Annotated in this window: 21 protein-coding genes; 14 read left to right on the top strand and 7 right to left on the bottom strand. The window is 73.8% G+C overall.

Annotated elements, in window-relative coordinates:
• Positions 1 to 30: 30 nt before the first annotated feature.
• The 3 genes from BUE29_RS02185 to BUE29_RS02175 all read right to left on the bottom strand — a co-directional run bounded on the left by BUE29_RS02185 (position 31) and on the right by BUE29_RS02175 (position 4614).
• Complete coding sequence (locus BUE29_RS02185) at positions 31 to 1170, bottom strand: CaiB/BaiF CoA transferase family protein (RefSeq protein ID WP_073385320.1); 1140 nt, start codon at positions 1168 to 1170, stop codon at positions 31 to 33.
• 70 nt (positions 1171 to 1240) lie between these two features.
• Complete coding sequence (locus tag BUE29_RS02180) at positions 1241 to 3403, bottom strand: 3-hydroxyacyl-CoA dehydrogenase NAD-binding domain-containing protein (RefSeq protein ID WP_073385318.1); 2163 nt, start codon at positions 3401 to 3403, stop codon at positions 1241 to 1243.
• Positions 3400 to 4614, bottom strand: a complete 1215-nt coding sequence (locus BUE29_RS02175; protein ID WP_073385316.1) for an acetyl-CoA C-acetyltransferase — start codon at positions 4612 to 4614, stop codon at positions 3400 to 3402. Before BUE29_RS02175 ends, BUE29_RS02180 begins: the two co-directional genes overlap by 4 nt.
• Before the next feature lie 114 nt (positions 4615 to 4728).
• Here BUE29_RS02175 and BUE29_RS02170 point away from each other — a divergent pair, with 114 nt between their 5' ends.
• A complete protein-coding gene (locus BUE29_RS02170) occupies positions 4729 to 5445 on the top strand; it encodes a MerR family transcriptional regulator (protein WP_073385314.1) in 717 nt (238 codons plus the stop codon).
• A gap of 33 nt (positions 5446 to 5478) precedes the next feature.
• Here BUE29_RS02170 and BUE29_RS02165 read toward each other — a convergent pair whose 3' ends face one another.
• Both BUE29_RS02165 and BUE29_RS02160 read right to left on the bottom strand, forming a co-directional pair.
• Entirely contained in the window at positions 5479 to 6072 is a 594-nt protein-coding gene (locus tag BUE29_RS02165) for a DUF3515 domain-containing protein (protein ID WP_073385312.1), read from the bottom strand.
• Between the two features lie 15 nt (positions 6073 to 6087).
• Positions 6088 to 6324 (bottom strand): Lrp/AsnC ligand binding domain-containing protein, encoded by a 237-nt coding sequence (locus tag BUE29_RS02160; RefSeq protein ID WP_073385309.1) that lies wholly within the window; start codon positions 6322 to 6324, stop codon positions 6088 to 6090.
• A gap of 161 nt (positions 6325 to 6485) precedes the next feature.
• Here BUE29_RS02160 and BUE29_RS02155 point away from each other — a divergent pair, with 161 nt between their 5' ends.
• Positions 6486 to 7436: a thiamine-phosphate kinase gene (locus BUE29_RS02155; protein WP_073385306.1), complete on the top strand. Its 951-nt coding sequence runs from the start codon at positions 6486 to 6488 to the stop codon at positions 7434 to 7436.
• Between the two features lie 28 nt (positions 7437 to 7464).
• Here the strand turns inward: BUE29_RS02155 and BUE29_RS02150 are convergent, their stop codons facing one another.
• Positions 7465 to 8013: a hypothetical protein gene (locus tag BUE29_RS02150; RefSeq protein WP_143167934.1), complete on the bottom strand. Its 549-nt coding sequence runs from the start codon at positions 8011 to 8013 to the stop codon at positions 7465 to 7467.
• Between the two features lie 104 nt (positions 8014 to 8117).
• On the opposite strand from BUE29_RS02150, the gene BUE29_RS02145 reads away from it, so the two are divergent.
• A complete protein-coding gene (locus BUE29_RS02145) occupies positions 8118 to 8591 on the top strand; it encodes a GNAT family N-acetyltransferase (protein ID WP_234971311.1) in 474 nt (157 codons plus the stop codon).
• A 73-nt stretch (positions 8592 to 8664) separates the two neighbouring features.
• Here BUE29_RS02145 and rpmB read toward each other — a convergent pair whose 3' ends face one another.
• Positions 8665 to 8856: a 50S ribosomal protein L28 gene (gene rpmB, locus BUE29_RS02140; protein WP_073385301.1), complete on the bottom strand. Its 192-nt coding sequence runs from the start codon at positions 8854 to 8856 to the stop codon at positions 8665 to 8667.
• Between the two features lie 311 nt (positions 8857 to 9167).
• On the opposite strand from rpmB, the gene BUE29_RS02135 reads away from it, so the two are divergent.
• The 11 genes from BUE29_RS02135 (at position 9168) to smc (ending at position 21766) form a co-directional block, all read left to right on the top strand.
• Positions 9168 to 10916, top strand: a complete 1749-nt coding sequence (locus tag BUE29_RS02135; protein ID WP_200800001.1) for a DAK2 domain-containing protein — start codon at positions 9168 to 9170, stop codon at positions 10914 to 10916.
• Positions 10917 to 10925: 9 nt separating this feature from the next.
• The gene (recG, locus tag BUE29_RS02130) at positions 10926 to 13151 is read left to right on the top strand and encodes an ATP-dependent DNA helicase RecG (RefSeq protein WP_073385299.1); all 2226 of its coding nucleotides are present in this window, start codon (positions 10926 to 10928) and stop codon (positions 13149 to 13151) included.
• The gene (gene rsmD, locus BUE29_RS02125) at positions 13148 to 13705 is read left to right on the top strand and encodes a 16S rRNA (guanine(966)-N(2))-methyltransferase RsmD (protein ID WP_073385297.1); all 558 of its coding nucleotides are present in this window, start codon (positions 13148 to 13150) and stop codon (positions 13703 to 13705) included. Before recG ends, rsmD begins: the two co-directional genes overlap by 4 nt.
• On the top strand, positions 13702 to 14217 hold the full coding sequence (coaD, locus tag BUE29_RS02120) for a pantetheine-phosphate adenylyltransferase (protein ID WP_073385295.1): 516 nt from the start codon (positions 13702 to 13704) through the stop codon (positions 14215 to 14217). The genes rsmD and coaD overlap by 4 nt, the downstream gene beginning before the upstream one ends.
• Positions 14218 to 14233: 16 nt before the next feature.
• A complete protein-coding gene (locus tag BUE29_RS02115) occupies positions 14234 to 15019 on the top strand; it encodes a hypothetical protein (RefSeq protein ID WP_073385293.1) in 786 nt (261 codons plus the stop codon).
• Between the two features lie 90 nt (positions 15020 to 15109).
• On the top strand, positions 15110 to 15748 hold the full coding sequence (locus BUE29_RS02110) for a YceD family protein (RefSeq protein WP_234971310.1): 639 nt from the start codon (positions 15110 to 15112) through the stop codon (positions 15746 to 15748).
• A 3-nt stretch (positions 15749 to 15751) separates the two neighbouring features.
• The gene (rpmF, locus tag BUE29_RS02105; RefSeq protein ID WP_073385291.1) at positions 15752 to 15931 is read left to right on the top strand and encodes a 50S ribosomal protein L32; all 180 of its coding nucleotides are present in this window, start codon (positions 15752 to 15754) and stop codon (positions 15929 to 15931) included.
• A gap of 46 nt (positions 15932 to 15977) precedes the next feature.
• A complete protein-coding gene (gene rnc / locus BUE29_RS21760; protein WP_073385290.1) occupies positions 15978 to 16694 on the top strand; it encodes a ribonuclease III in 717 nt (238 codons plus the stop codon).
• A 30-nt stretch (positions 16695 to 16724) separates the two neighbouring features.
• Positions 16725 to 17618 (top strand): bifunctional DNA-formamidopyrimidine glycosylase/DNA-(apurinic or apyrimidinic site) lyase, encoded by an 894-nt coding sequence (mutM, locus tag BUE29_RS02095; RefSeq protein WP_073385287.1) that lies wholly within the window; start codon positions 16725 to 16727, stop codon positions 17616 to 17618.
• 263 nt (positions 17619 to 17881) lie between these two features.
• Positions 17882 to 18082: a hypothetical protein gene (locus BUE29_RS02090; RefSeq protein ID WP_073385284.1), complete on the top strand. Its 201-nt coding sequence runs from the start codon at positions 17882 to 17884 to the stop codon at positions 18080 to 18082.
• A gap of 108 nt (positions 18083 to 18190) precedes the next feature.
• Entirely contained in the window at positions 18191 to 21766 is a 3576-nt protein-coding gene (gene smc, locus BUE29_RS02085) for a chromosome segregation protein SMC (protein WP_073385281.1), read from the top strand.
• The last annotated feature ends 71 nt before the right edge of the window (positions 21767 to 21837 follow it).

Raw genomic sequence — 21837 nt, 5'->3', positions numbered from 1 at the left:
TGCTGCGCTGAGCCGCCAAAAGCGGAGGGGTCAACCGATGGCGCCGGCGTCGCGCAGCTCGGCAAGGGCGGTGTCGGAGTACCCCAGCTCGGCGAGGACGGCCGCGCTGTCCGCGCCCGAGCGAGGAACGGTCCCGGCAGCGCCCGGCGTCCGCGAGAAGGACGGCGCCGGGCCGGGCATCGGGGCGCCGGACACCTCGGTGTAGGAGCCGCGCGCGACGTTGTGCGGGTGCTCCAGCGCCTCGGCCAGCGTGAGCACGGGCGCGACGCAGGCGTCGAGCGGCGCGAACAGCTCGGCCCACTCGTCCCGGGTGCGGGTCAGGAAGGTCTCGGTCAGCCACTGCCGGCAGGCGTCCCACTGCGCCGGGTCGTACGGGCCCGGCGTGCCCTCGACCTCGCGGCCGAGGGTCGTCACCAGCGTCGCCCAGAACTGCGGTTCGAGCGGCCCGACGGCCAGCCACTTGCCGTCCGAGGTCTCGTAGCAGCGGTAGTTCGGGGATCCGCCGTCGAGCAGATTGGCCTCGCGACGGTCCTGCCAGCCGCCCATCGAGACCATCGCGCGGGTCATCGACCCCAGGTAGGACGCACCCTCGGTCATCGCGGCGTCGATCACCTGACCCGCGCCGCTCGTCCGCGCGTGCAGCAGCGCCGCCAGCACTCCGGACACCAGGAACATCGACCCGCCACCGAAGTCGGCGACGTAGTTGACCGGCGGGACGGGCGGCCCGTCGGCCGGCCCGATGCCGTGCAGCAGGCCGGTGACCGCGAGGTAGGTGAGGTCGTGCCCGGCCGTCGCGGCGAGCGGACCGTACTGGCCCCATCCGGTCATCCGGCCGTAGACCAGCCGCGGATTGCGGGCCAGCGCATCGTCCGGGCCGATGCCGAGCCGCTCGGCCACGCCCGGCCGGAACCCCTCGATCAGCGCGTCGGAGCGTTCGACCAGGCGCAGCAGCACCTCGGCCGCGCCGGGCCGACGCAGGTCGAGTCCGAGCGAGCGGCGCCCGCGCCCCATCGGGCTGGCGTTCATCACCCCGGCGAGGCTGTCGTCGCGGCCGAGCTTGTCGATGCGGATCACCTCGGCGCCGAGGTCGGCCAGCAGCATCGCCGCCATCGGCACGGGGCCGATGGCGGGCAGCTCGACCACACGGACACTCTCGAGCGGTCCGGGCACGACGACCCTCCCTTCACGCTTTTGGCGGCGTGACGCGGTATACCGCGTCACGCCGCCAAAAGTGGATGAACTAGAAGCCTTCGCCCGACCCGGCCTTGTCGCGCAGCAGCTGGTTGGGCTCGAAGCGCTCGCCGTAGGCCTTGGCGAACTGCTCGGCGCGCTGGACGAACGCGGCCACGCCGTGACCGGTCGAGCCCTCGTAGCCGTTGACGTACTGCAGCACGCCACCGGTCCACGGCGGGAACCCGATGCCCATGATCGAGCCGATGTTCGCGTCGGCCGTCGTGATCAGCACATTCTCGTCGACGCAGCGCGCGGTCTCGACCGCCTCGATGACCAGCATGCGCTCGCCGAGCTCGTGCAGGTCGACGTCGGCCGGGTTGCCCTTGACCGGGAAGGTCTCGGCGAGCCCGCTCCACAGCCCGGTGCGCTTGCCCGCCTCGTCGTAGTCGAAGAAGCCCTTGCCGGCCAGCTTGCCGGCGCGGCCGAGCTCGACCATCTTCTCGACGACGTCCTCGGCGGGGTGGCGCACGTAGGCGTCGCCCATCGCGTCCCGCGTCTCGTTGCGGATCTTGAGGAACAGCTCGAGGTTGAGCTCGTCGGCCAGCTGCAGCGCGCCGACCGGGTAACCGGCCTGCGTCGTCGCCTGCTCGATGGTCGCCGGGTGAACGCCCTCGCCGAGCATCGCCAGCGCCTCGTTGACGAACGTCCCGATCACGCGGGAGGTGAAGAAGCCACGGCTGTCGTTGACGACGATCGGCGTCTTCTTGATCAGCGCCGCGTAGTCGAGCGCACGGGCCAACGCCTCGTCCGAGGTCTCCTCGCCGCGGATGATCTCCAGCAGCGGCATCTTGTCGACGGGCGAGAAGAAGTGCAGGCCGATGAAGTCCTTGCGCCGCTGCACGCCCTCGGCGAGTGACGTGATCGGCAGCGTGGACGTGTTCGACCCGAGCAGCGCGTCGTCGCCGACGACCTTCTCGACCTCGGCGAAGACCTCGTGCTTGAGCGAGACCTTCTCGAAGACGGCCTCGACGACGAGGTCGGTGCCGGCCAGATCGGCGTAGTCGGCGGTCGGCGTGATGCGGGCGAGCACCTCGTCGGCCTTCTCCTGCGTGATCTTGCCGCGCGAGACCGCCTTGTCGAGCAGCTTCTGCGAGTAGCCCTTGCCGCGCTCGGCGGCCTCCAGCGAGACGTCCTTGAGGACGACGTCGACGCCGTTGCGCGCGGTGACGTAGGCGATGCCCGCGCCCATCATCCCGGCGCCGAGGACGGCGACCTTGGTCGGCAGCCGCTTCTCGTGACCGTCGGGACGCGAGCCGCCGCCGTTGATGGAGTTCAGGTCGAACCAGAACGCCTGGATCATGTTCTTCGCGACCTGACCCTTGGCCAGGTTGACGAAGTAGCGACCCTCGATCACGAGCGCAGTGTCGAAGTCGACGGTCGCGCCCTCGACCGAGGCGCACATGATGTGGTGCGGCGCGGGCATCGGCGCGCCCTTGAGCTGCTTCTTCAGGTTGCCGGGGAAGGCGGGGAGCATGCCGCCGAGCTTCGGGCTCGTCGGGGCGCCACCGGGCATCCGGTATCCCTTGACGTCCCACGGCTGCTGGGTCTCGGGGTTGGCCTCGATCCACTCCCGGGCCTGGGCGAGCAGCGCCTCGGGCGAGGCGGCGACCTCGTCGACGATGCCGACCTCGACGGCCTCGGCCACCTTGTAGCGGGTGCCCTGCAGCAGCACCTTCATGAGCCCGTCGGCGACGCCGAGCAGCCGGGTGATGCGGGTGACGCCACCGGCGCCGGGCAGCAGGCCGAGCGTGACCTCGGGCAGCCCGAACTGCGACTTCGGGTTGTCCAGGGCGATGCGCCGGTTGCAGGCGAGCGCGATCTCCAGGCCGCCGCCGAGGGCCGCGCCGTTGAGCGCCGCCACGGTGGGCTTGCCGAGCTTCTCCAGCCGGCGGAAGTCGGCCTTGATGCGGTTGACGCCGGCCTCGAACTCCTCGACGTTGTCGTCGGTGACGCGGATGAGCGCCTTGAGGTCGCCGCCGGCGAAGAACGTGTCCTTCGCCGAGGTCACGATGACGCCGGTGAGGCCGTCCTCGCCCTCGAGCCGGTCGACGACCGCCGACAGCGACGAGCGGAAGTCGTCGTTCATCGTGTTCGCGCGGGCGTTGGGGTCATCGAGGGTCAGCGTGACGACGCCGTCGGCGTCCTTGTCGTAGCGGATGACGTCGCTCATGAGACGCGCTCCACGATCGTCGCGACGCCCATACCGCCGCCGACGCACAGCGTCGCCAGCCCGTAGCGCAGGTCGCGGGCCTCGAGCTCGTCGACGAGCGTGCCGAGGATCATCGCCCCGGTGGCGCCGAGCGGGTGGCCGAGCGCGATCGCCCCGCCGTTCACGTTGATCTTCTCGTGCGGGACCTTCAGGTCCTTCATGAACTTCAGGACGACGGCCGCGAAGGCCTCGTTGAGCTCCCAGAGGTCGATGTCGTCGGCGGTGAGCCCGGCCTTGGCGAGGGCCTTCTGCGCGGACGGCGTCGGGCCGGTGAGCATGATCGTCGGCTCCGAACCGACGACCCCCACCGAGACGATGCGCGCGCGCGGCCGCAGCCCGTTGGCCTGGCCGGCCTGCTCGTTGCCGATGACGACGATGGACGCGCCGTCGACGATGCCCGACGAGTTGCCGGGGGTGTGGACGTGGTCGATCTTCTCGACCCAGTGGTACTTCTGCAGCGCGACGGCGTCGAAGCCGCCCATCTCGGCGAGTGCCTTGAACGACGGCTTGAGGCCGGCGAGGCTCTCGACGGTGGTGCCCGCGCGCGGGAACTCGTCGTGGTCGAGGACGATCTTGCCGTTGAGGTCCACCACCGGCACGATCGACTTGGCGAAGTTGCCGTTCGCGATAGCCTTCGCGGCACGGTCCTGCGACTCGGCGGCGTAGGTGTCGACGTCGGTGCGGCTGAAGCCCTCGGTGGTGGCGATGAGGTCGGCACTGATGCCCTGCGGGACGAAGCTGGTGTCGTAGGCGGTCTCGGGGTCCTGGGCCCACGCGCCGCCGTCGGAGCCCATCGGCACCCGCGACATCGCCTCGACGCCGCCGGCGAGGATGAGGTCCTCCCAGCCGGAGCGCACCTTCTGCGCCGCGACGTTCACGGCCTCGAGGCCGGAGGCACAGAAGCGGTTGAGCTGGAAGCCGGGACCGGACGTCTCGTAGCCGGCGGCGAGGGCGGCGGTGCGGGCGATGTCGGCACCCTGTTCACCGACGGGGGAGACGCAGCCGAGGATGACGTCCTCGACGGCGGCCGGGTCGAGCTCGGGGTTGCGTTTGCGCACCTCGTCGAGCAGGCCGACCACCAGTGAGACTGGCTTGGTGCCGTGCAGCGAACCGGTGTCCTTGCCGCGGCCGCGCGGTGTGCGCACCGCGTCGTAGACAAATGCTTCGGTCATGGAGGGCTTCCGTCCTTCGTTCGGGTAGCCGGGAATCTTCTCAGTCTCACTGTCACGGTCGAGGAGTGCCAGTGTTTGTGGTGTGCGGAACCCGTGCGTCTAACGTTGCGGCACATGACGGGTGCCGAGACCGCCGCGGACGGTGACCTCACCGTCGACGAGCTGGCGGCGCGCACCGGCTTGACCGTACGCACGGTGCGCTTCTACGCAAGCGAGGGGCTGCTGCCGCCGCCCGAGCGGCGCGGCCGGGTGGCGTACTACGACGCGCGGCATCGCATGCGGCTGGAGCTCATCCGCACGCTGCAGGAGCACGGCTACACCCTGGCCGCGATCGACCGCGTGCTCGCGCGCCTGCCCCCCGACGCCGCGCCGGCCGAGTTCGCGGTGCAGGCCGCGGTCCTCGCGCCGTGGCTGCCCGACCAGTCCGAGCTGCTGGACCGCGCGTCGCTGGAGCGGCGGGTCGGTCGCGTCCTCGACGACGGGCAGCTCGCCTTCCTCGCCTCCGTCGGGGCGCTCGAGATCCACGACGACGGCAGCTATCGGACCGCGCCGTCGCTGCTCGGCCAGGCCGTCGAGCTGCTCGAGCTGCCGGTGCCGCCGAGCGTGCTGGCCGACTCGGCCGCGCTCATCGACGACCACGCGACGCAGGTCGCCGAGGGGCTCACCGAGCTGTTCGCCCGAGCGATCTGGGGACCCTACCAGCGCGGCGAGATCGATCACGACCAGGTGCTCGCGATCCTCGAGCGCATGCGTCCGCTGGCACTGCAGGGGCTCGTCGGTGCGTTCACCCGCGCCGTCGACGACGCGGCGCGCCGGCGCGTGGAGCGCTGACCCGCCCACTCCGCCCCGCCGCTGCTGTCAGCGCTACTTGCGGCGGGTGCAGAGCGTGGCGAGGTCGGCCGTGGCCGAGTCGGTCGTGCAGACGGCCGGCAGCGCCTTCGCGATGGCCGCGCCGAGCGGCGGCATGACGTCGGCGCCCTGGTAGGCCGACGGGATCGTCACCGAGACGTAGGCGGCGCGGTCGACGCTCGTCCACACGTGCGCGTCACCGTCCCGGACGACGTCGAAGTACGGCCCCAACAGGTCGCCGGTGTTCTGGAAGGTGCTCGCGTCCCCGGGTTTCAGGCTGGCCGGCCGCGTCACGCCGCAGCGCAGCACGACGGCCGGGTCGCCCCAGGCGACCACGAACGGGCTCTTGGGCGTGCGCACCACCCGCTGCGACAACCGGCCGAGGGTGATGGGCAGCTGGGCCAGCACCTTCGCGCAGGCGGCGGCGTCGACGTCCGCACGGGGCGGGTCGGCGAAGGTCAGCGCACCCCGGGGATTCGCCGTCGGCGACGGGCTGGGGTCCGAGTCGCCGGTGACGCTGCCGATGGTCAGCGCGAGCAGGACCACGAGCGGCAGCGTGACCGCCGTCGCGATGAGCGCGGCCCGCCGGACGACGGGATCGATCGCCACGACCTACGCCACCGCCTACAGGTGCACGACGGGGCAGGTCAGCGTGCGCGTGATGCCGTCGACCGACTGCACGTTCGCGACCACGAGCTTGCCCAGCTCGTCGACGGTGCCGGCCTCCGCGCGCACGATCACGTCGTAGGGACCGGTGACGTCCTCGGCGGTCGTGACGCCGGTCAGCCCGCCGATCTCGGCGGCCACCGCCGCGGCCTTGCCCACCTCGGTCTGGATGAGGATGTACGCGCTGACGGCCATGGTCGAGCCTCGCTTCCGGGTCGTGTCCGGTGTGACACGCTGGGCCGGTCGCCGGCCGCGGCGCGTCGTCTCCTCGTCGAGACCCGCGGACCGGTAGAACCTACCCGAGGTGTCCGCCGACGGCGGCGCCGCACCGGCAGCGAAGGGACGAAGGCAGACACGTGGCACCCGAGACCGGGACCGTGGCCGAGGCCGGCGAGTTCGGCGTCATCTCCCGCGTCGTCGCGGGCCTCGCGACGGTCCCGTCGACCGTCGTCGGTCCCGGCGACGACGCCGCCGTCGTGGCGACGCCGGACGGCCGGGTCGTGGCCTCCACCGACATGCTGGTCGAGAACCGGCACTTCCGCCGGGACTGGTCGACCGCCGAGGACGTCGGGCACAAGGCGGCCGCCCGGGCGTTCTCCGACATCAGCGCGATGGGCGCCGTACCGACGGCGCTGCTCGTCGCGTTCGCCGCGCCGGGCACGCTGGGCCTGGACTGGGTGGACGGCGTGACGACCGGCCTGCGCGCCGAGTGCGCCCACGTCGAGGCCGCCATCGTCGGCGGCGACGTCACCGCCGCGGACGTCGTCACCCTCGGCCTCACCGCGCTCGGCGACCTGCAGGGGCGGGCCCCGGTGACCCTGGCCGGCGCCCGGGTCGGCGACGTCGTCGCGGTCTGCGGCCGGCTCGGCTGGGCGGCGGCGGGCTTCGCGGTCCTCGGGCGCGGCTTCCGCTCGCCGGTCACGGTCGTCAACGCCCACCGCCGCCCCGAGCCGCCCTACTTCGAGGGGCCGCGCGCCGCCGAGCTCGGCGCCACCGCCATGACCGACGTCAGCGACGGCCTGGTCGCCGACCTCGGCCACGTCGCCACGGCCAGTGGCGTGCGACTGGACCTGCGCGCCGAGCTGATCGACGTCCCGGCCAAGCTCGCCGAGGTGGGGGCGGCGCTCAACGTCGACCCGCTGGTATGGGTGCTGACCGGCGGCGACGACTACGCACTGGCCGCGACGTTCCCGGCCGGCACCGACCTGCCCGCCCCGTGGCGTCCGGTCGGCGTGGTCAGCGAGGGCGAGGGCGTACGCGTGGACGGCCGGCGCTGGCCGGTCGGCGGCCACGAGCACTTCCGCTGAACGTGCTCGCGGTCGCCGCCGGCGACGATCAGAGCTTCTGCTTGTCGAGCTGCCAGGTGAAGTACTTGTTGTCGTTGGACTTCACCGGGGCGTGCTTCACCGTCACCGGGTAGTGGGCGTTGGTCACGAAATAGCACTTCTTGTGGTCGAAGTGGCTCTTGCGGACCGTCACCGTGTACGCGTCCTTGTACAGGTGGAGCCGGTAGCGGTACCCCTTGGTCTTGGGCACGGTGCCCGTGTGCGTCCACGACGTCGAGTGCGACCACGACTTGCCGACGGTGACGCCGACGCTCACCGACGCGCTGGCGAAGATGGCGTCGAAGTCGGCGCTGACCGTGGTCGTGATCGAGGCGTCGACGGTGCCCGTCTTGGTCTTGCTGTACGAGATCGAGCCCGGCGCGGTCTGCCACTGGCTGTAGAGATTGGTGCCGGCGAGCACGCGCTTCTTGGCGGTGACCGTGTAGATCGTGGTCTTGCCGTCCGGCGGCTGGCAGGCCGCGAACGCGGCCGGGGCGACGGCGACGGGGGCGACCGTCGTGGCCGCCACCAGGGCAGCCGAGACCAACAGTGCTTTCATGTTCCCTCCCAGAAACGGTGACCCGCTGATTGTCGCGACCGGTTCGGCGTCCGGCAAGGGCTGCGGTGCCCGGACCGGGATCGGCGCCGTCCTACGCTGGGTCGGTGCGTTTCGTGATCGAACCCCGGCCGTACTCCGACCCCGACGTCGTCCGGCTGGTCGCCGAGGTGCAGCAGCTCTACGTCGAGATGTACGGCGGTCCCGATGCCGCGGCCGTGGTCGACGACGAGTTCTCGCCGCCGCAGGGCCTCATGCTCGTGGGCCTGCTCGAGGACGTCGCCGTCGCGATGGGCGGGTGGCGGCGGCTGCCCGACGGCAGCGCGGAGATCAAGCGGATGTACGTGTCGGTCGCCGCGCAACGCCGCGGCCTCGGCCGCCTCGTCCTGGCCGAGGTGGAGCGCACGGCGGCGGCGGCCGGAGTCGAGCAGCTCGTGCTCAACACCGGCCCGCATCAGCACGCGGCGATCGCGCTCTACGAGGCCGAGGGTTACCGGCCGTACCCGGCCTTCGGGCACTACGCCGACCACGGGGACGCGCTCTTCTTCGCCAAGCCGCTCGGCACCGGCGCCGTCTCCTGACCGACCGGCGCGGGGGCGGGACGCGAACGAGCCCGCCTCGCCGGGGCGAGACGGGCTCGGGGTGGTGAAGCGGTCAGCCGCGGGTGACCTTGCCGGCCTTCAGGCAGGACGTGCAGACGTTGATGCGGCGACGGTTGCCGGGCGAGACCTGCGCGCGCACGGACTGCACGTTCGGGTTCCACCGGCGGGGGGTGCGGCGGTGCGAGTGGGACACGGCCATGCCGAACCCAGGCCCCTTGCCGCAGACATCGCAGACGCTGGCCACGTGGAACTCCTCTGTACGGAACGTTTCGAGTCGGCGATCGGTGAACCGGCGCCGGGCAACCCTCGAAGTCTAACGAATCCGCGACGGCGACTCCAAACCGGCCGGCGGTCGCGGCAGGGTGCTGGGTCGGCCCCAGGGGCGCGCGGTGCGGGCGACGGTTGGCCCCAGGCGAGCGCGGCGCCGCGGCCGGTGGGACCGCGACGGCCTGGGGCCCACGGTCGGGCCGGGCGGGGGCGACGGTGGCGTGCCACCGACCGTCGTGGTGGCGAAGTATCGTGCGGGCGGTCGGAGGCGGGACGATCGTGGCGGGGGTGGACGTGCTCGACGCGGGCGCTGCTCTCGACGCGCTGGACCTCGACGCCGTGCGTCGCTGGGCCGCCGCGGCCACGACCGCCCTCGCCGCCCACCGGGGCGAGATCGACGCGCTGAACGTCTTCCCCGTCGCCGACGGCGACACCGGCAGCAACCTGCTGGCCACGCTGCGGGCCGGCGTCGCCGCGCTGGCGGCGACCGCGGACACGACCGAGGACTCCGCCGGCGCGCTCGCCGCGCTCGCCGCCGGCGCGGCGCGGGGGGCGACCGGCAACTCGGGCTTCATCCTCTCGCAGTTCCTGCGCGGGACGGCCGAGACGGCCCGGGCCGGCCAGCCCGGCGACGCCGCGACGGTGGCCGCCGGCCTCGCCCGCGGCGCCGAGCTCGCCCGGTCCGCGGTCGTCACCCCGGTCGAGGGGACGATGCTCACGGTGGCGCGCGCCGCCGCGGACGCCGCGCTGGCCGCCGCGACGAGTGAGGGCGCCGCCGGTCCGGCCACGCTGCGCGACACGGTCGACGCGGCCGCCGCCGCTGCGCGCTCGGCGCTGGGCCACACCACCGCGCAGCTGCCCCGCCTCGCCGAGCACGGCGTGGTCGACGCCGGGGGCCGGGGTCTGGTGGTCGTGCTCGACGCGCTGGCCACGGTCGTCGCCGGCGGCCCGGTGCCGACCTCGACCCCGATCCCGGCGGCGGCCCCGCCCGCTCGGGCGTCCGGGCGCCACCGCGCGCCGCGCGAACCGGTCGACCCGCGCTTCGCCTTCGAGGTGCAGTACCTGCTGCGGGCCACCGCGGACGACGTCGCCGAGCTCCGCGACGGCCTCGCCGCGATCGGTGACTCGGTGGTCGTCGTCGCGCTGGACGCCCCTGCGGTGGCCGGGCGGACGCCGGCCCGACCGGGACCGGAGTGGAAGGTCCACGTCCACGTGAACGACGTCGGCCTCGCGATCGAGGCGGGGCTCGGGGTGGGGGAGGTGCGTGAGATCGAGGTCGAGACGCTGGCCGATGCCCCAGACCCGTCTGCCCGTCCTCACCCTCGAGTCGAGGACGAGACTTCTCACGACCAGTCCGTCGGCACGGAGGGTGGTGTGGGCACTGCCGTGGTGGCGGTCGCGCCCGGGGCGGGACTGGCCCACCTCTTCGACGCGGAGGGCGTGCACACCGTCGACGGCGGCACCGCCACGCCGCCGTCCGCCGCGGACGTGCTGGCCACGATCCGTGCGACCGGCGCCCGCGAGGTCGTCCTGCTGCCCAACGCCTCGGTGGTCACCGGCGTCGCCGAGGCCGCGGCCCGGGAGGCACGCCGCGCCGGCGGTCGCGTCGCCGTCGTCCCCACCCGTTCGCCGGTGCAGGGCCTCGCCGCCGTCGCGGTCCACGACGCGAACCGCCCCTTCGACGACGACGTCGTCGCCATGGCCGAGGCGGCCGCCGCGACGCGGTTCGCCGAGATCGCGATCGCGACCGAGGAGGCGCTGACCGCGGTCGGCGTCTGCCAGCCCGGCGACACCCTCGGGCTCATCGACGGCGAGGTCGTCGAGGTCGGCCGCGGCCTGCTCGCGGTCGCCTTCGGCCTGGTCGACCGGCTGCTCGGCGTGGGGGCCGAGCTCATGACCATCGTCGTGGGCGCCACCGCGCCGCCGCGCGCCGGCGAGCTCGTCGAGGCGCACGTGCGTGGGCGCGCGCCCTGGACCGACGTCACCGTCGTCGCCGGCGGCCAGCACGACCACCCGCTCGTCATCGGCGCCGAGTGACGGTCGGCGATGGTGACGCTCGAGACCCCGCTGGGTGACGTCGTCGGTGGCCGCACCGCCACCGCGCTCGCCAAGGCGTTCGACATGCGCTCGGTCGGCGACCTGCTGGCCCACTACCCGCGCCGGCTCGCCGAGCGCGGCGAGCTGAGCGACATCGCCTCGCTGCGCGTCGACGACGAGGTCACCGTCGTCGCGGACGTCCGCAGCGTGGCCGACAAGGGGTTCCGGGGCCGGGGCGAGCGCCGCGAGGTCGTCGTCAGCGACGGCCGCGCCAGCCTGCAGCTGGTCTTCTTCGGCAAGGGCAAGTACCGCGCCCGCGACCTGCAACCGGGCCGGCGCGGGCTGTTCTCGGGCAAGGTCGGCGAGTTCAACCGCACGCGGCAGCTCGTCCACCCCGACTACCAGCTGTTCCCCGCGGACGCGACCGACGACCTCCCCGGGGCCGCCGGCATCGACGCCGACACGTACGCCGGCCGGCTGATCCCCGTCTACCCGGCCACGAACGCCGTCCGCACCTGGGCGATCGCCGCCGCGGTGCACCAGGCCCTCGTCGTCCTGGACGCCGTCCCCGACCCGCTGGACGCGCAGCTGCGCGTGCGGCGCGGCCTGCTGCCGCTCGACACGGCCCTGCGTGCCATGCACGAGCCGGCGGACCGGGCGCAGTGGGCGGCGGCCCGCGCCCGGCTCGCGTGGGACGAGGCGCTCGGCGTCCAGCTCGCGCTCGCGCAGCGCCGCCGGCATGCCGGTGCCCACCCCACACAGGCCCGGCCGCCCCGCCGGGACGGGCTGCTGGCCGCGTTCGACGCCCGGCTGCCCTTCGAGCTCACCGCCGGTCAGCGCGACGTCGGCGACCAGGTCGCCGCCGAGCTGGGCTCCGAGCGTCCGATGCACCGGCTGCTGCAGGGCGAGGTCGGCTCGGGCAAGACGGTCGTGGCGCTGCGGGCGATGCTGCAGGCGGTCGACGCCGGCGGCCAGGCGGCGCTGCTCGCGCCCACCGAGGTGCTCGCCGCGCAGCACGCCCGCACCATCGAGGCCATGCTGGGCCCGCTCGCCCGCGGCGGCCAGCTGGGCGGGTCGGACACCGCGACGCGGGTCGCGCTGCTCACCGGCTCGCTGCCGGCGGCGGCGCGCAAGACGGCGCTGCTCGACGCGGCGGGCGGCGCGGCCGGCATCGTCGTCGGCACGCACGCGTTGATCCAGCAGCACGTGCAGTTCGCCGACCTCGCGCTGGTCGTCGTCGACGAGCAGCACCGCTTCGGCGTGGAGCAGCGCGATGCCCTGCGCGGCAAGGCCGCACACCCGCCCCACGTCCTGGTCATGACGGCGACGCCCATCCCGCGCACCGTCGCCATGACCGTCTTCGGCGACCTCGAGACGTCGACGCTGGCCGAACTGCCCGCCGGCCGGGCCCCGATCGCGACCAGCGTCGTGCCGGCGAGCGAGAAGCCCGCGTGGCTCGACCGGGCGTGGCAGCGGATCCGCGAGGAGGTCGGGACCGGTCGGCAGGCATACGTCGTGTGTCCCCGCGTCGGGGCCGACGCCGGCGGGTCGGCGGACGGCGCCGGGGTCGAGGACGACGACGGGTCGGACGAGCCGCCCGACGACGACGACACCGGACGCCGCCCCCCGCTCGCGGTGAGCGACGTGGCGCCGATGCTCGCCGAGGGCCCGCTGCAGGGCCTGCGACTCGGGGTGCTGCACGGCCGGCTGCCGGCCGAGGAGAAGGACCGCGTCATGCGCGCGTTCGCGGCCGGCGACCTCGACGTCCTCGTCGCCACCACCGTCATCGAGGTCGGCGTCGACGTCCCCAACGCGACGGTGATGGCGGTGCTCGACGCCGACCGCTTCGGGGTCTCGCAGCTGCACCAGCTGCGGGGCCGGGTGGGGCGCGGCGGTCACGCCGGGCTGTGCCTGCTCGTCAGCGACGCCCCGGGTGGCTCGCCCGCGCGGGAGCGCCTCGACGCCGTCGCCGCGACCACCGACGGCTTCGCCCTCGCGCGGCTCGACGTCGAGCAGCGGCGCGAGGGCGACGTCCTCGGTTCCGCGCAGTCGGGCCGACGCCGCCAGCTGCGGCTGCTGTCGCTGCTGCGCGACGAGGACGTCATCGCCGCGGCGCGCACCGAGGCGGCCGACCTCGTCGCCGCCGACCCCGACCTGGCCGGGCACCCCGGGCTCGCCGCCCAGGTCGCGCGGCTCGTCGACGACGAGCGGGCCGAGTTCCTGGAGAAGGGGTGACCCGCATCATCGCCGGCCAGGCCAAGGGGCGCCGGCTCGCCGTTCCCGGGGCGGGCACCCGGCCGACGTCGGACCGCGCGCGGGAGGGCCTGTTCAACACCCTCGCCGCGACGATGCCCCTCGACGGCGCGCGCGTGCTGGACCTCTTCGCCGGCACCGGTGCGGTCGGGCTCGAGGCGCTCTCGCGCGGGGCGGCCGCGGCCGTGTTCGTCGAGTCGAACCGGCGCGCGGTCGAGGTGCTGCGGCGCAACGTCGAGACCGTGGGCCTGCCGGGCGCTCGCGTCGTCCCCGCCCCGGTCTCGCGGTTTCTGGGCGACGGGCCGGGCGAGCCGTTCGACCTCGTCTTCGCCGACCCGCCGTACGCCGACGGCGACGACGCGGTGTCCGGCGTCCTCGCCGCGCTGGCGACCGCGCCGTGGCTCGCCGCCGACGCGCTCGTCGTGGTCGAGCGCAGCAGCCGCGCCGTGTCCGCCGGGTGGACCGACGAGTGGCTCACAGCTGTCGGCGAGAAGCGCTACGGCGAGGCGCTGCTTTGGTACGGTCGCCGGCGATGAATCCACCGGAACACGGCGGTCCCGGCATCGTCAGGCGGGCACTGTGCCCGGGGTCCTTCGACCCCGTCACCAACGGCCACATCGACATCATCGGCCGCGCGGCGAGCCTGTACGACGAGGTCGTCGTGGCGGTCTTCGTCAACCAGTCCAAGTCTGGGCTGTTCGGCGTCGACGAGCGCCGCGACATGCTCGTCGAGGTCACGACGGAGTTCCCGAACGTCACCATCGACACCTTCCAGGGCCTGGTCGTGGACTACTGCCGCGCCCACGACATCCCGGTGATCGTCAAGGGCCTGCGCGCGGTCAGCGACTTCGATTACGAGCTGCAGATGGCGCAGATGAACCGCGGCCTGGCCGGGGTCGACACGCTGTTCATGCCGACAAACCCGGAATACAGCTTCCTTGCCTCTAGCCTGGTCAAGGAGATCGCGAAGTGGGGCGGCGACGTCAGCTCGCTCGTCCCGCCGAACGTTCTCACGAGACTGCAGGAGCGCACGCGCGCCAGGGGCTGAATCACGGAGGCCGGTCATGACCGACGAGACGCTGCGCCGCGCCGACCACCTGCTCAGCGAGCTGATCGAGACGATCGAGACCGCTCGCGCACTGCCGATGTCCTCGTCGTGCGTCCTGCCGCGCGAGCACCTGCTCGACCTGCTGGACGAGCTGCGCGAGGTCATGCCGCCGGAGATGGACGAGGCCCGCACCGTCATCGCCCGGCGCGACCGGATGCTGCAGGAGGCCTACGAGAAGGCCGCGGCGATCCGCGCGAACGGCGTCGCCGAGGCCGACACCGTCCTCGCCGACGCGGCACACCGGGCCGAGCAGATCACCACCGAGGCCGATCGGACGGCGGCCGAGCAGGTCCGGTCCGGTCGCGACGAGCACGCCCGGCTCGTCGCCTCGACCACCGTCCACCAGGCCGCCGCCAGCGCCGCGGCGGCCCTGCGCGAGGACGCCGAGCGCTACCAGCAGCAGCTCGCCGCCGACGCGAAGCAGTACGAGGCGAAGGTCTGTGCCGACGCCGACCGCTACGCCCATCGCGCCCGCACCGAGGCCGAGCGCTACGCCACCAAGCTCACCACCGACGCCGAGGACTACGCCGAGCGGACCCTCGACGAGCTGTCGGCCGTGCTCAACCGCGCCGCGCAGACCGCCGAGCAGGGCCGGCTGGCGCTCGCGCAGCGGCGCGCCGGAGCCTTCGCCGCGGGTGATGCCGGCGCCGGTGCCGCTGCCCCGAATCCCGCCGCACGCGAGGGCGAGCAGGGCGACGACCGGGGCTCCGGCGACGCGTCCCCGACCGCCATCCCGGCCTGAGCGCGGCCGGCCCGCGACGCGCGATTCGGGTCTGCCCGCGGAGTCGGCTAGGATGAACGACGGCCTCAACCCGACCAGGCCGATGATCGTATGCCCGAGAACACCACACCGATGCAGCAGCCCGCCACCACGCCCGCAGCGCAGCCCGACCCGCGTAGTCCGCTCGTCTTCGACCTACGCGAGCTCGGCCGGCGAGCGGGCAGCCTGCGCGAGTACCGGCGTCGTGTTCCCGCGCCTGCGAACCTCGGGCTGGACGTCATCGGGGTGCCGGTAGGCGCCCCGCTCGACCTGGAGCTCCGGCTCGAGTCGGTGACCGAGGGCGTGCTCGTCACGGGCACGGTCGCGGCGCCGCTCACCGGCCAGTGCGGGCGGTGTCTCGACCCGGTCTCCGACGAGCTCGAGGTGGACGTCTGCGAGCTGTTCGCCTACGCGCACTCGGCGACCGACACCACCACCGAGCAGGACGAGGTCTACCGGGTCGACGGCGAGCTGCTCGACGTGGAACCGGTCGTGCGTGACGCCGTGGTGCTCGCCCTACCGTGGACACCGCTGTGCCGGCCGGACTGCGCCGGGCTGTGCCCCGACTGCGGGCAGCGGCTCGACGACCTGCCGGCCGGTCACGCGCACGAGACGATCGACCCGAGGTGGGCGGCCCTGGCCGCCCTCACCGAGGACAGCACCACCGACGGCACCACCGCCGACGGCACCAGCAGGACGACGAAGGAGTAACCCATGGCCGTTCCGAAGCGGAAGATGTCGCGCAGCAACACCCGTTCGCGCCGCTCGCAGTGGAAGACCACGCCCACGACGCTCGTGCCCTGCCCGAACCGGGCGTGCGGCGAGCTCAAGCTGCCGCACACCGCGTGCTCGAACTGCGGCCAGTACGCCGGCAAGCAGGTCCTGTCCGTCTGATGCCGCGGCAGTGCGGTCGTCGTTCGGCGCAGGAACGGGCGGGCCGGTGACCGGTCCCCACCCCGCCGGGCAGCAGGGACTCGCCGACGCGCTCGGCGTCGAGGTCGACGCCGAGCTGCTGCGGCGTGCCCTGACGCATCGCTCGTACGCCTACGAGCACGGCGGCCTGCCGCACAACGAGCGGCTCGAGTTCCTCGGCGACGCGGTGCTCGGCATCGTCGTCACCGACACCCTCTACCGCAGCCACCCCGACCTGCCCGAGGGCAAGCTCGCCAAGCTGCGGGCCTCGGTGGTGAACATGCGCGCGCTCGCCTCGATCGCGCGCACGATCGGCCCGGACGGGCTCGGCGCGTACGTCCTGTTGGGTCGCGGTGAGGAGTCCACCGGCGGGCGCGACAAGTCCAGCATCCTGGCCGACACGCTGGAGGCCGTCTTCGGCGCGGTCTACGTCGACCTCGGCCTCGAGGTCGCCGACCGCGTCATCCACGACCTGTTCGACCCGGTGCTCGCCGCGGCCGCCGCCGCGGGCGCCGGTCTGGACTGGAAGACCAGCCTGCAGGAGCTCACCGCCGAGCTCGGCCTCGGCGTGCCCGAGTACGTGATGTCCTCGGCCGGGCCGGACCACGAGAAGGTCTTCACCGCGCAGGCCCACGTCGCCGGCGAGCTGTTCGACGCGTCGACCGGCCGCAGCAAGAAGGAGGCCGAGCAGCTCGCGGCCGAGACGGCCTGGCGAGCCATCAGCGCCCGCGTCACGACCGGCTGACCGGCCCGACCGCCGACCCGCCACCACGCCATGCCCGAGCTCCCCGAGGTCGAGACCGTCCGCGACGGGTTGGCGCGCTGGGTCGCCGGCCGCACCGTCGCCGACGTCGAGGTCCGCCATCCCCGCGCCGTCCGGCGTCACGTGGCCGGCGCCGACGACCTGGCCGCCCGGCTCGTGGGCGCCCGGATCGAGACGGTGTCACGGCGCGGCAAGTACCTCTGGCTGCCGCTCGCCGACGAGCGCGGCCCGCGCGGGGAGGCGTTGATCGCGCATCTCGGGATGTCGGGGCAGCTGCTCGTGCAGCCCCCGGACGCCCCCGAGGAGCGGCACCTGCACGTCCGGGTGCGCTTCACCGACGGCGGCCGCGAGCTGCGCTTCGTCGACCAGCGCACCTTCGGTGGCGTCCTGCTCGACCGGGTCGTGCCCGCCGCCGACCGACCCGGGGAGCACCTGCCCGAGCAGATCGCGCACATCGCGCGCGACCCCCTGGACCCGGTCTTCGACGACGCGCTGTTCACCGCACGGCTGCGTCGGCGCGAGTCCGCGCTGAAGCGCTCCCTGCTCGACCAGACCCTCGTCTCGGGCATCGGCAACATCTACGCCGACGAGTCGCTCTGGCGGGCCCGGCTGCACGGTGAGCGGCGCAGCGCCGCGCTGACCCGGCCGGTCGTCGCCGAGCTGCTGGGGCACGTCCGCGATGTGCTCGGCGACGCGCTGCGGGCGGGCGGGACCTCCTTCGACGCGCTCTACGTCAACGTCAACGGGCAGAGCGGCTACTTCGACCGCTCGCTCGCGGTCTACGGCCGGGAGGGCAGGCCGTGCCCACGCTGCGCGACGCCGATCCGGCGCACGGTGTTCACCAACCGCTCGAGCTTCTGGTGCCCCCGTTGCCAGCGGTCACCCCGGCGTGCGCGGGGCGCGTGAGGACGCGGTGACGCGCCGCGCCGACCCACAGTCGGCGCGTGTTGACCGCTCCGCGGCCCGGGTGCGACCATGGGTCGACAAGACGGGCACGTGCCCTGTGCTGGCCGCCGATGGGTGGGTCCCAACCGCGGATCCCGACGGCGCAGCGATCGCACTCCCGCCGCGTCCACACAACATGGCAACCGTCCGCGCGTTGTGTCCGGCGCCGGTAACCCCGGCTCCGCGCGTGCGCCGGACACCCGGGGACAGTGAAAGGTCGCCACATGGCACGCGCCCTGCTGGGACACGTCGGCTCGCCCAACGAGCACCTGCTCGCCATCGAGATCACCCGGCTGCGACGCCGCGTGGCCGAGCTGGAGGCGCAGCTGCAGGCCGAGCGCGCCCATCGCGCGGAGTCGCTCGACCCGACTCTCGACATCGAGCTGCACCAGCTGGCCGAGGCCGCCGAGCCCGCGCTCGCCTGAGCGGGTCCGCCCGCCCCGGCGAGGGCCGCGGCACAGGGTAGGTTCGTCGCCGACGTCCGCGCCCCTCGCTCGTCCGGGTGCGTCCACGCAGGCTGATCCGGGAGTTTCGTGCATCTCAAGTCGCTGACGCTGCGGGGCTTCAAGTCCTTCGCCTCGGCCACGACGCTGCGCTTCGAACCCGGCATCACCGCGGTCGTGGGCCCGAACGGCTCGGGCAAGAGCAACGTCGTCGACGCGATCGCCTGGGTGCTCGGCGAGCAGGGCGCCAAGGCCCTGCGCGGCGGCAAGATGGAGGACGTCATCTTCGCCGGCACCGCCGGCCGGCCGCCGCTCGGGCGGGCCGAGGTCACGCTGACGATCGACAACAACGACGGCGCGCTGCCGATCGAGTTCGCCGAGGTGTCGATCACCCGGCGCATGTTCCGCGAGGGCAGCAGCGAGTACGAGATCAACGGCGAGAGCGCCCGGCTGCTCGACATCCAGGAGCTGCTCTCGGACTCCGGCATCGGCCGCGAGATGCACGTCATCGTCGGCCAGGGCCAGCTCGACGCCGTGCTGCAGGCCCGGCCGGAGGACCGCCGCGGCTTCATCGAGGAGGCCGCCGGCGTCCTCAAGCACCGCAAGCGCAAGGAAAAGGCGCTGCGCAAGCTCGACGCGATGCAGGCGAACCTCACCCGCATCACCGACCTGACCTCCGAGCTGCGCCGCCAGCTCAAGCCGCTCGGGCGGCAGGCCGAGATCGCCCGCCGCGCGCAGGGCATCCAGGCCGAGCTGCGGGACTCGCGGCTGCGCCTGCTCGCCGACGACCTGCTCACGCTGCGCGGCGAGATCGAGCGGGAGGTCGCCGACGAGGAGGCGATCCGCACCCGGCGCACGAGCGTCGAGACGGCCCTCGCCGAGGCCCGGACGCGGGAGGGTGAGCTCGATGCGGTGCTGGCCGCCGACGCCCCGCTCATCGCCCGTACGCAGGACACCTGGTACCGCCTGTCGACGCTCGAGGAGCGGCTGCGCAGCACCGCGTCGCTCGCCGCCGAGCGCGCGCGGCACCTGGCCGCCGCCCCCGAGGACGAGCGCTCGGGACGCGATCCCGAGGAGATGGAGGCCGAGGCCGGCCGGGTCCGCGAGCAGGAGACGCAGCTGCAGGAGCAGCTCGACGCCGCGCACGCCGAGCTCACCGAGGCGGTGGCCGACCGGCAGGGCCGGGAACGGCGACTGAGTGAGGCCGAACGCGCCGTCGTCGCCGCCGTCCGGGCCATCGCCGACCGCCGCGAGGGGCTGGCCAAGCTGACCGGTCAGGTGAACGCGCTGCGCACCCGCGTCTCGGCCGCCGGTGACGAGAGCGAGCGGCTCGCCGTCGCCGCGGCCGATGCGCGCACCCGCGCCGGCGAGGCCGAGGTCGAGCTGGAGCGGGTGCAGTCCGAGGTCGGGGCGCTCGACGCCGGCGAGCTCGGACTGGACACGCGTCACGAGGACGCCGTCGCCGCCTTCGAGGCCGTCGAGGCCACCGTCGGCGAGCTGACGGCGGGGGAACGGGACGCCGAACGGGATCGCTCGACGTGGACCGCGCGCGCCGACGCCCTCGTCGTGGGGCTCACCCGCAAGGACGGCACCGACTCGCTGCTCGGGGCGGGGGACGCGCTGCCCGGCCTGCGCGGCTCGCTCGCGGACCTGCTGACGGTGACGCCGGGCTACGAGGCCGCGATCGCCGCGGCCCTGGGTGCTGCGGCGGACGCGGTCATGGTCGACACCCTGGCCGACGCCGACGCCGGCCTCGCCCACCTCAAGTCCGAGGACGCGGGACGCGCGAGCTTCGTGGTCGCGGCCACCGGCGGGGCGTCGGTGCCCGAGCTCGACTGCCCCGACGGCGTGCATCGCGCGCTGTCGCTCGTCGAGGCACCCGCCTCGTTGGCGACCGCCCTGCAGCGCCTCCTCGGCGGCGTGCTGGTCGTCGACGACACGGCCCTCGTCGCCGCCCGGCTCGACGCGGACGTGCCGCGGGTCGTGACCCGCGACGGTGACGTGTACTCGCCTGCGCTGGTGCAGGGCGGCTCGTCGGCCGGCCCGTCCGCGATCGAGATCAGCGCGTCCATCGACGAGGCCCGGCACAAGGCCGACGAGGCGGCGGCACGGCACGAGCAGCTGCGCGCCCGGCTGGCCGCCGCCCGGACCGAGTCCGAGCAGCGGAAGGCCGAGGTGCAGGCCGCCCTGGAGGCCCTGCACGAGTCCGACGCCGCGCTCTCCGCGGTCGCCGAGCAGCTGGCACAGCTGGGCCAGGTCGCCCGGTCGGCCGCGGCCGAGGCCGCGCGCCTGGACGGCGCCCGTCACAAGATCGACGAGTCCCGCGAGCGTGACGTCACCGGTCTCGCCGAGCTCGAGGAGCGGCTGCGGCTCGCCGAGTCGGCGTCCGACGAGCCGGCCGAGCCCGACACCGCCGAGCGCGACGGGCTGCAGGAGCAGGTGGCCGCCGCCCGCCAGGCCGAGATGGAGGCACGTCTCGCGGTACGCACCGGCGAGGAGCGGGTCCGCTCGGTGAAGGGGCGTGCCGACCAGCTGCTGCGCGCCGCCGAGATCGAGCGCACCGCCCGCCGGCGCCGGCAACAGGCCCGCGAGGCGCGGGCCCGCGGCGCCGTGATCGCGGCCGAGGTGCGCGACGCCGCCCGCACCGCCCTCGAGCGCATCGCGACCTCCGTGGCGGCCGCGGCCACCGAGCGTGACGCTGCGCAGCAGGCCCGGGCCGAGCGCGAGTCCGAGCAGTCCGGGGTGCGCACGCGGGTGCGCGAGCTCGCCGACGAACTGGGTCGCCTCACCGACGCCGTCCACCGCGACGAGGTCATGCGCGCCGAGCAGCGCCTGCGCATCGAGCAGCTGGAGCAACGGGCCGCCGACGAGTACGGCGTCGAGATCGACGTCCTGGTCGGCGAGTACGCCCCGGACCAGCCGTGCCCGCCGAGCGCGGCCGAGGTCGCCGAGTACGAGCAGGCGCGCGATCGCGGCGAGCAGGTCACGGCGCCGCAACCGGGCCCGTACGACCGCGCGGTGCAGGAGAAGCGGGCGGCGCGCGCCGACCGCGACCTCGCGCTGCTGGGCAAGGTGAACCCGCTCGCACTCGAGGAGTTCGCCGCGCTCGAGGAGCGGCACCAGTTCCTCTCCACGCAGCTCGAGGACCTCAAGGCCACCCGCCGTGACCTGCTCACCGTGGTCAAGGAGGTCGACGACCGCATCCTCGAGGTGTTCACCGCCGCCTACCACGACGTCGCGCGGGAGTTCGAGATCGTCTTCGCCACGCTCTTCCCCGGGGGCGACGGGCGGCTGGTGCTGACCGAACCGGGCGACATGCTGCTCACCGGCATCGAGGTCGAGGCCCGGCCGCCGGGCAAGAAGGTCAAGCGACTGTCGCTGCTGTCCGGCGGCGAGCGCTCCCTCGTTGCGGTCGCGCTCCTCGTCGCGATCTTCCGGGCGCGACCCAGCCCGTTCTACGTCATGGACGAGATCGAGGCGGCGCTGGACGACGTGAACCTGGGCCGGCTCCTGGAGCTCATCGCCCAGTTGCGCGCGTCCAGTCAGATCATCCAGATCACGCACCAGAAGCGGACGATGGAGATCGCCGATGCCCTCTATGGCGTCACCATGCGCGGCGACGGCGTCACCCAGGTGATCAGTCAGCGGCTGCGCGAAGCGGATTGACGTCTCCGGCGAAGGTTGCCTAACTGTGAAATAACCGCCGTCGTTGGTGCTCTGCCGCGCGCGTCACCTAC

Source organism: Jatrophihabitans endophyticus, assembly GCF_900129455.1.
Classification (GTDB): domain Bacteria; phylum Actinomycetota; class Actinomycetes; order Mycobacteriales; family Jatrophihabitantaceae; genus Jatrophihabitans; species Jatrophihabitans endophyticus.
The sequence above is the reverse complement of the archived record's forward strand: the minus strand, read 5'-3'. Positions and strand labels throughout refer to the sequence as shown.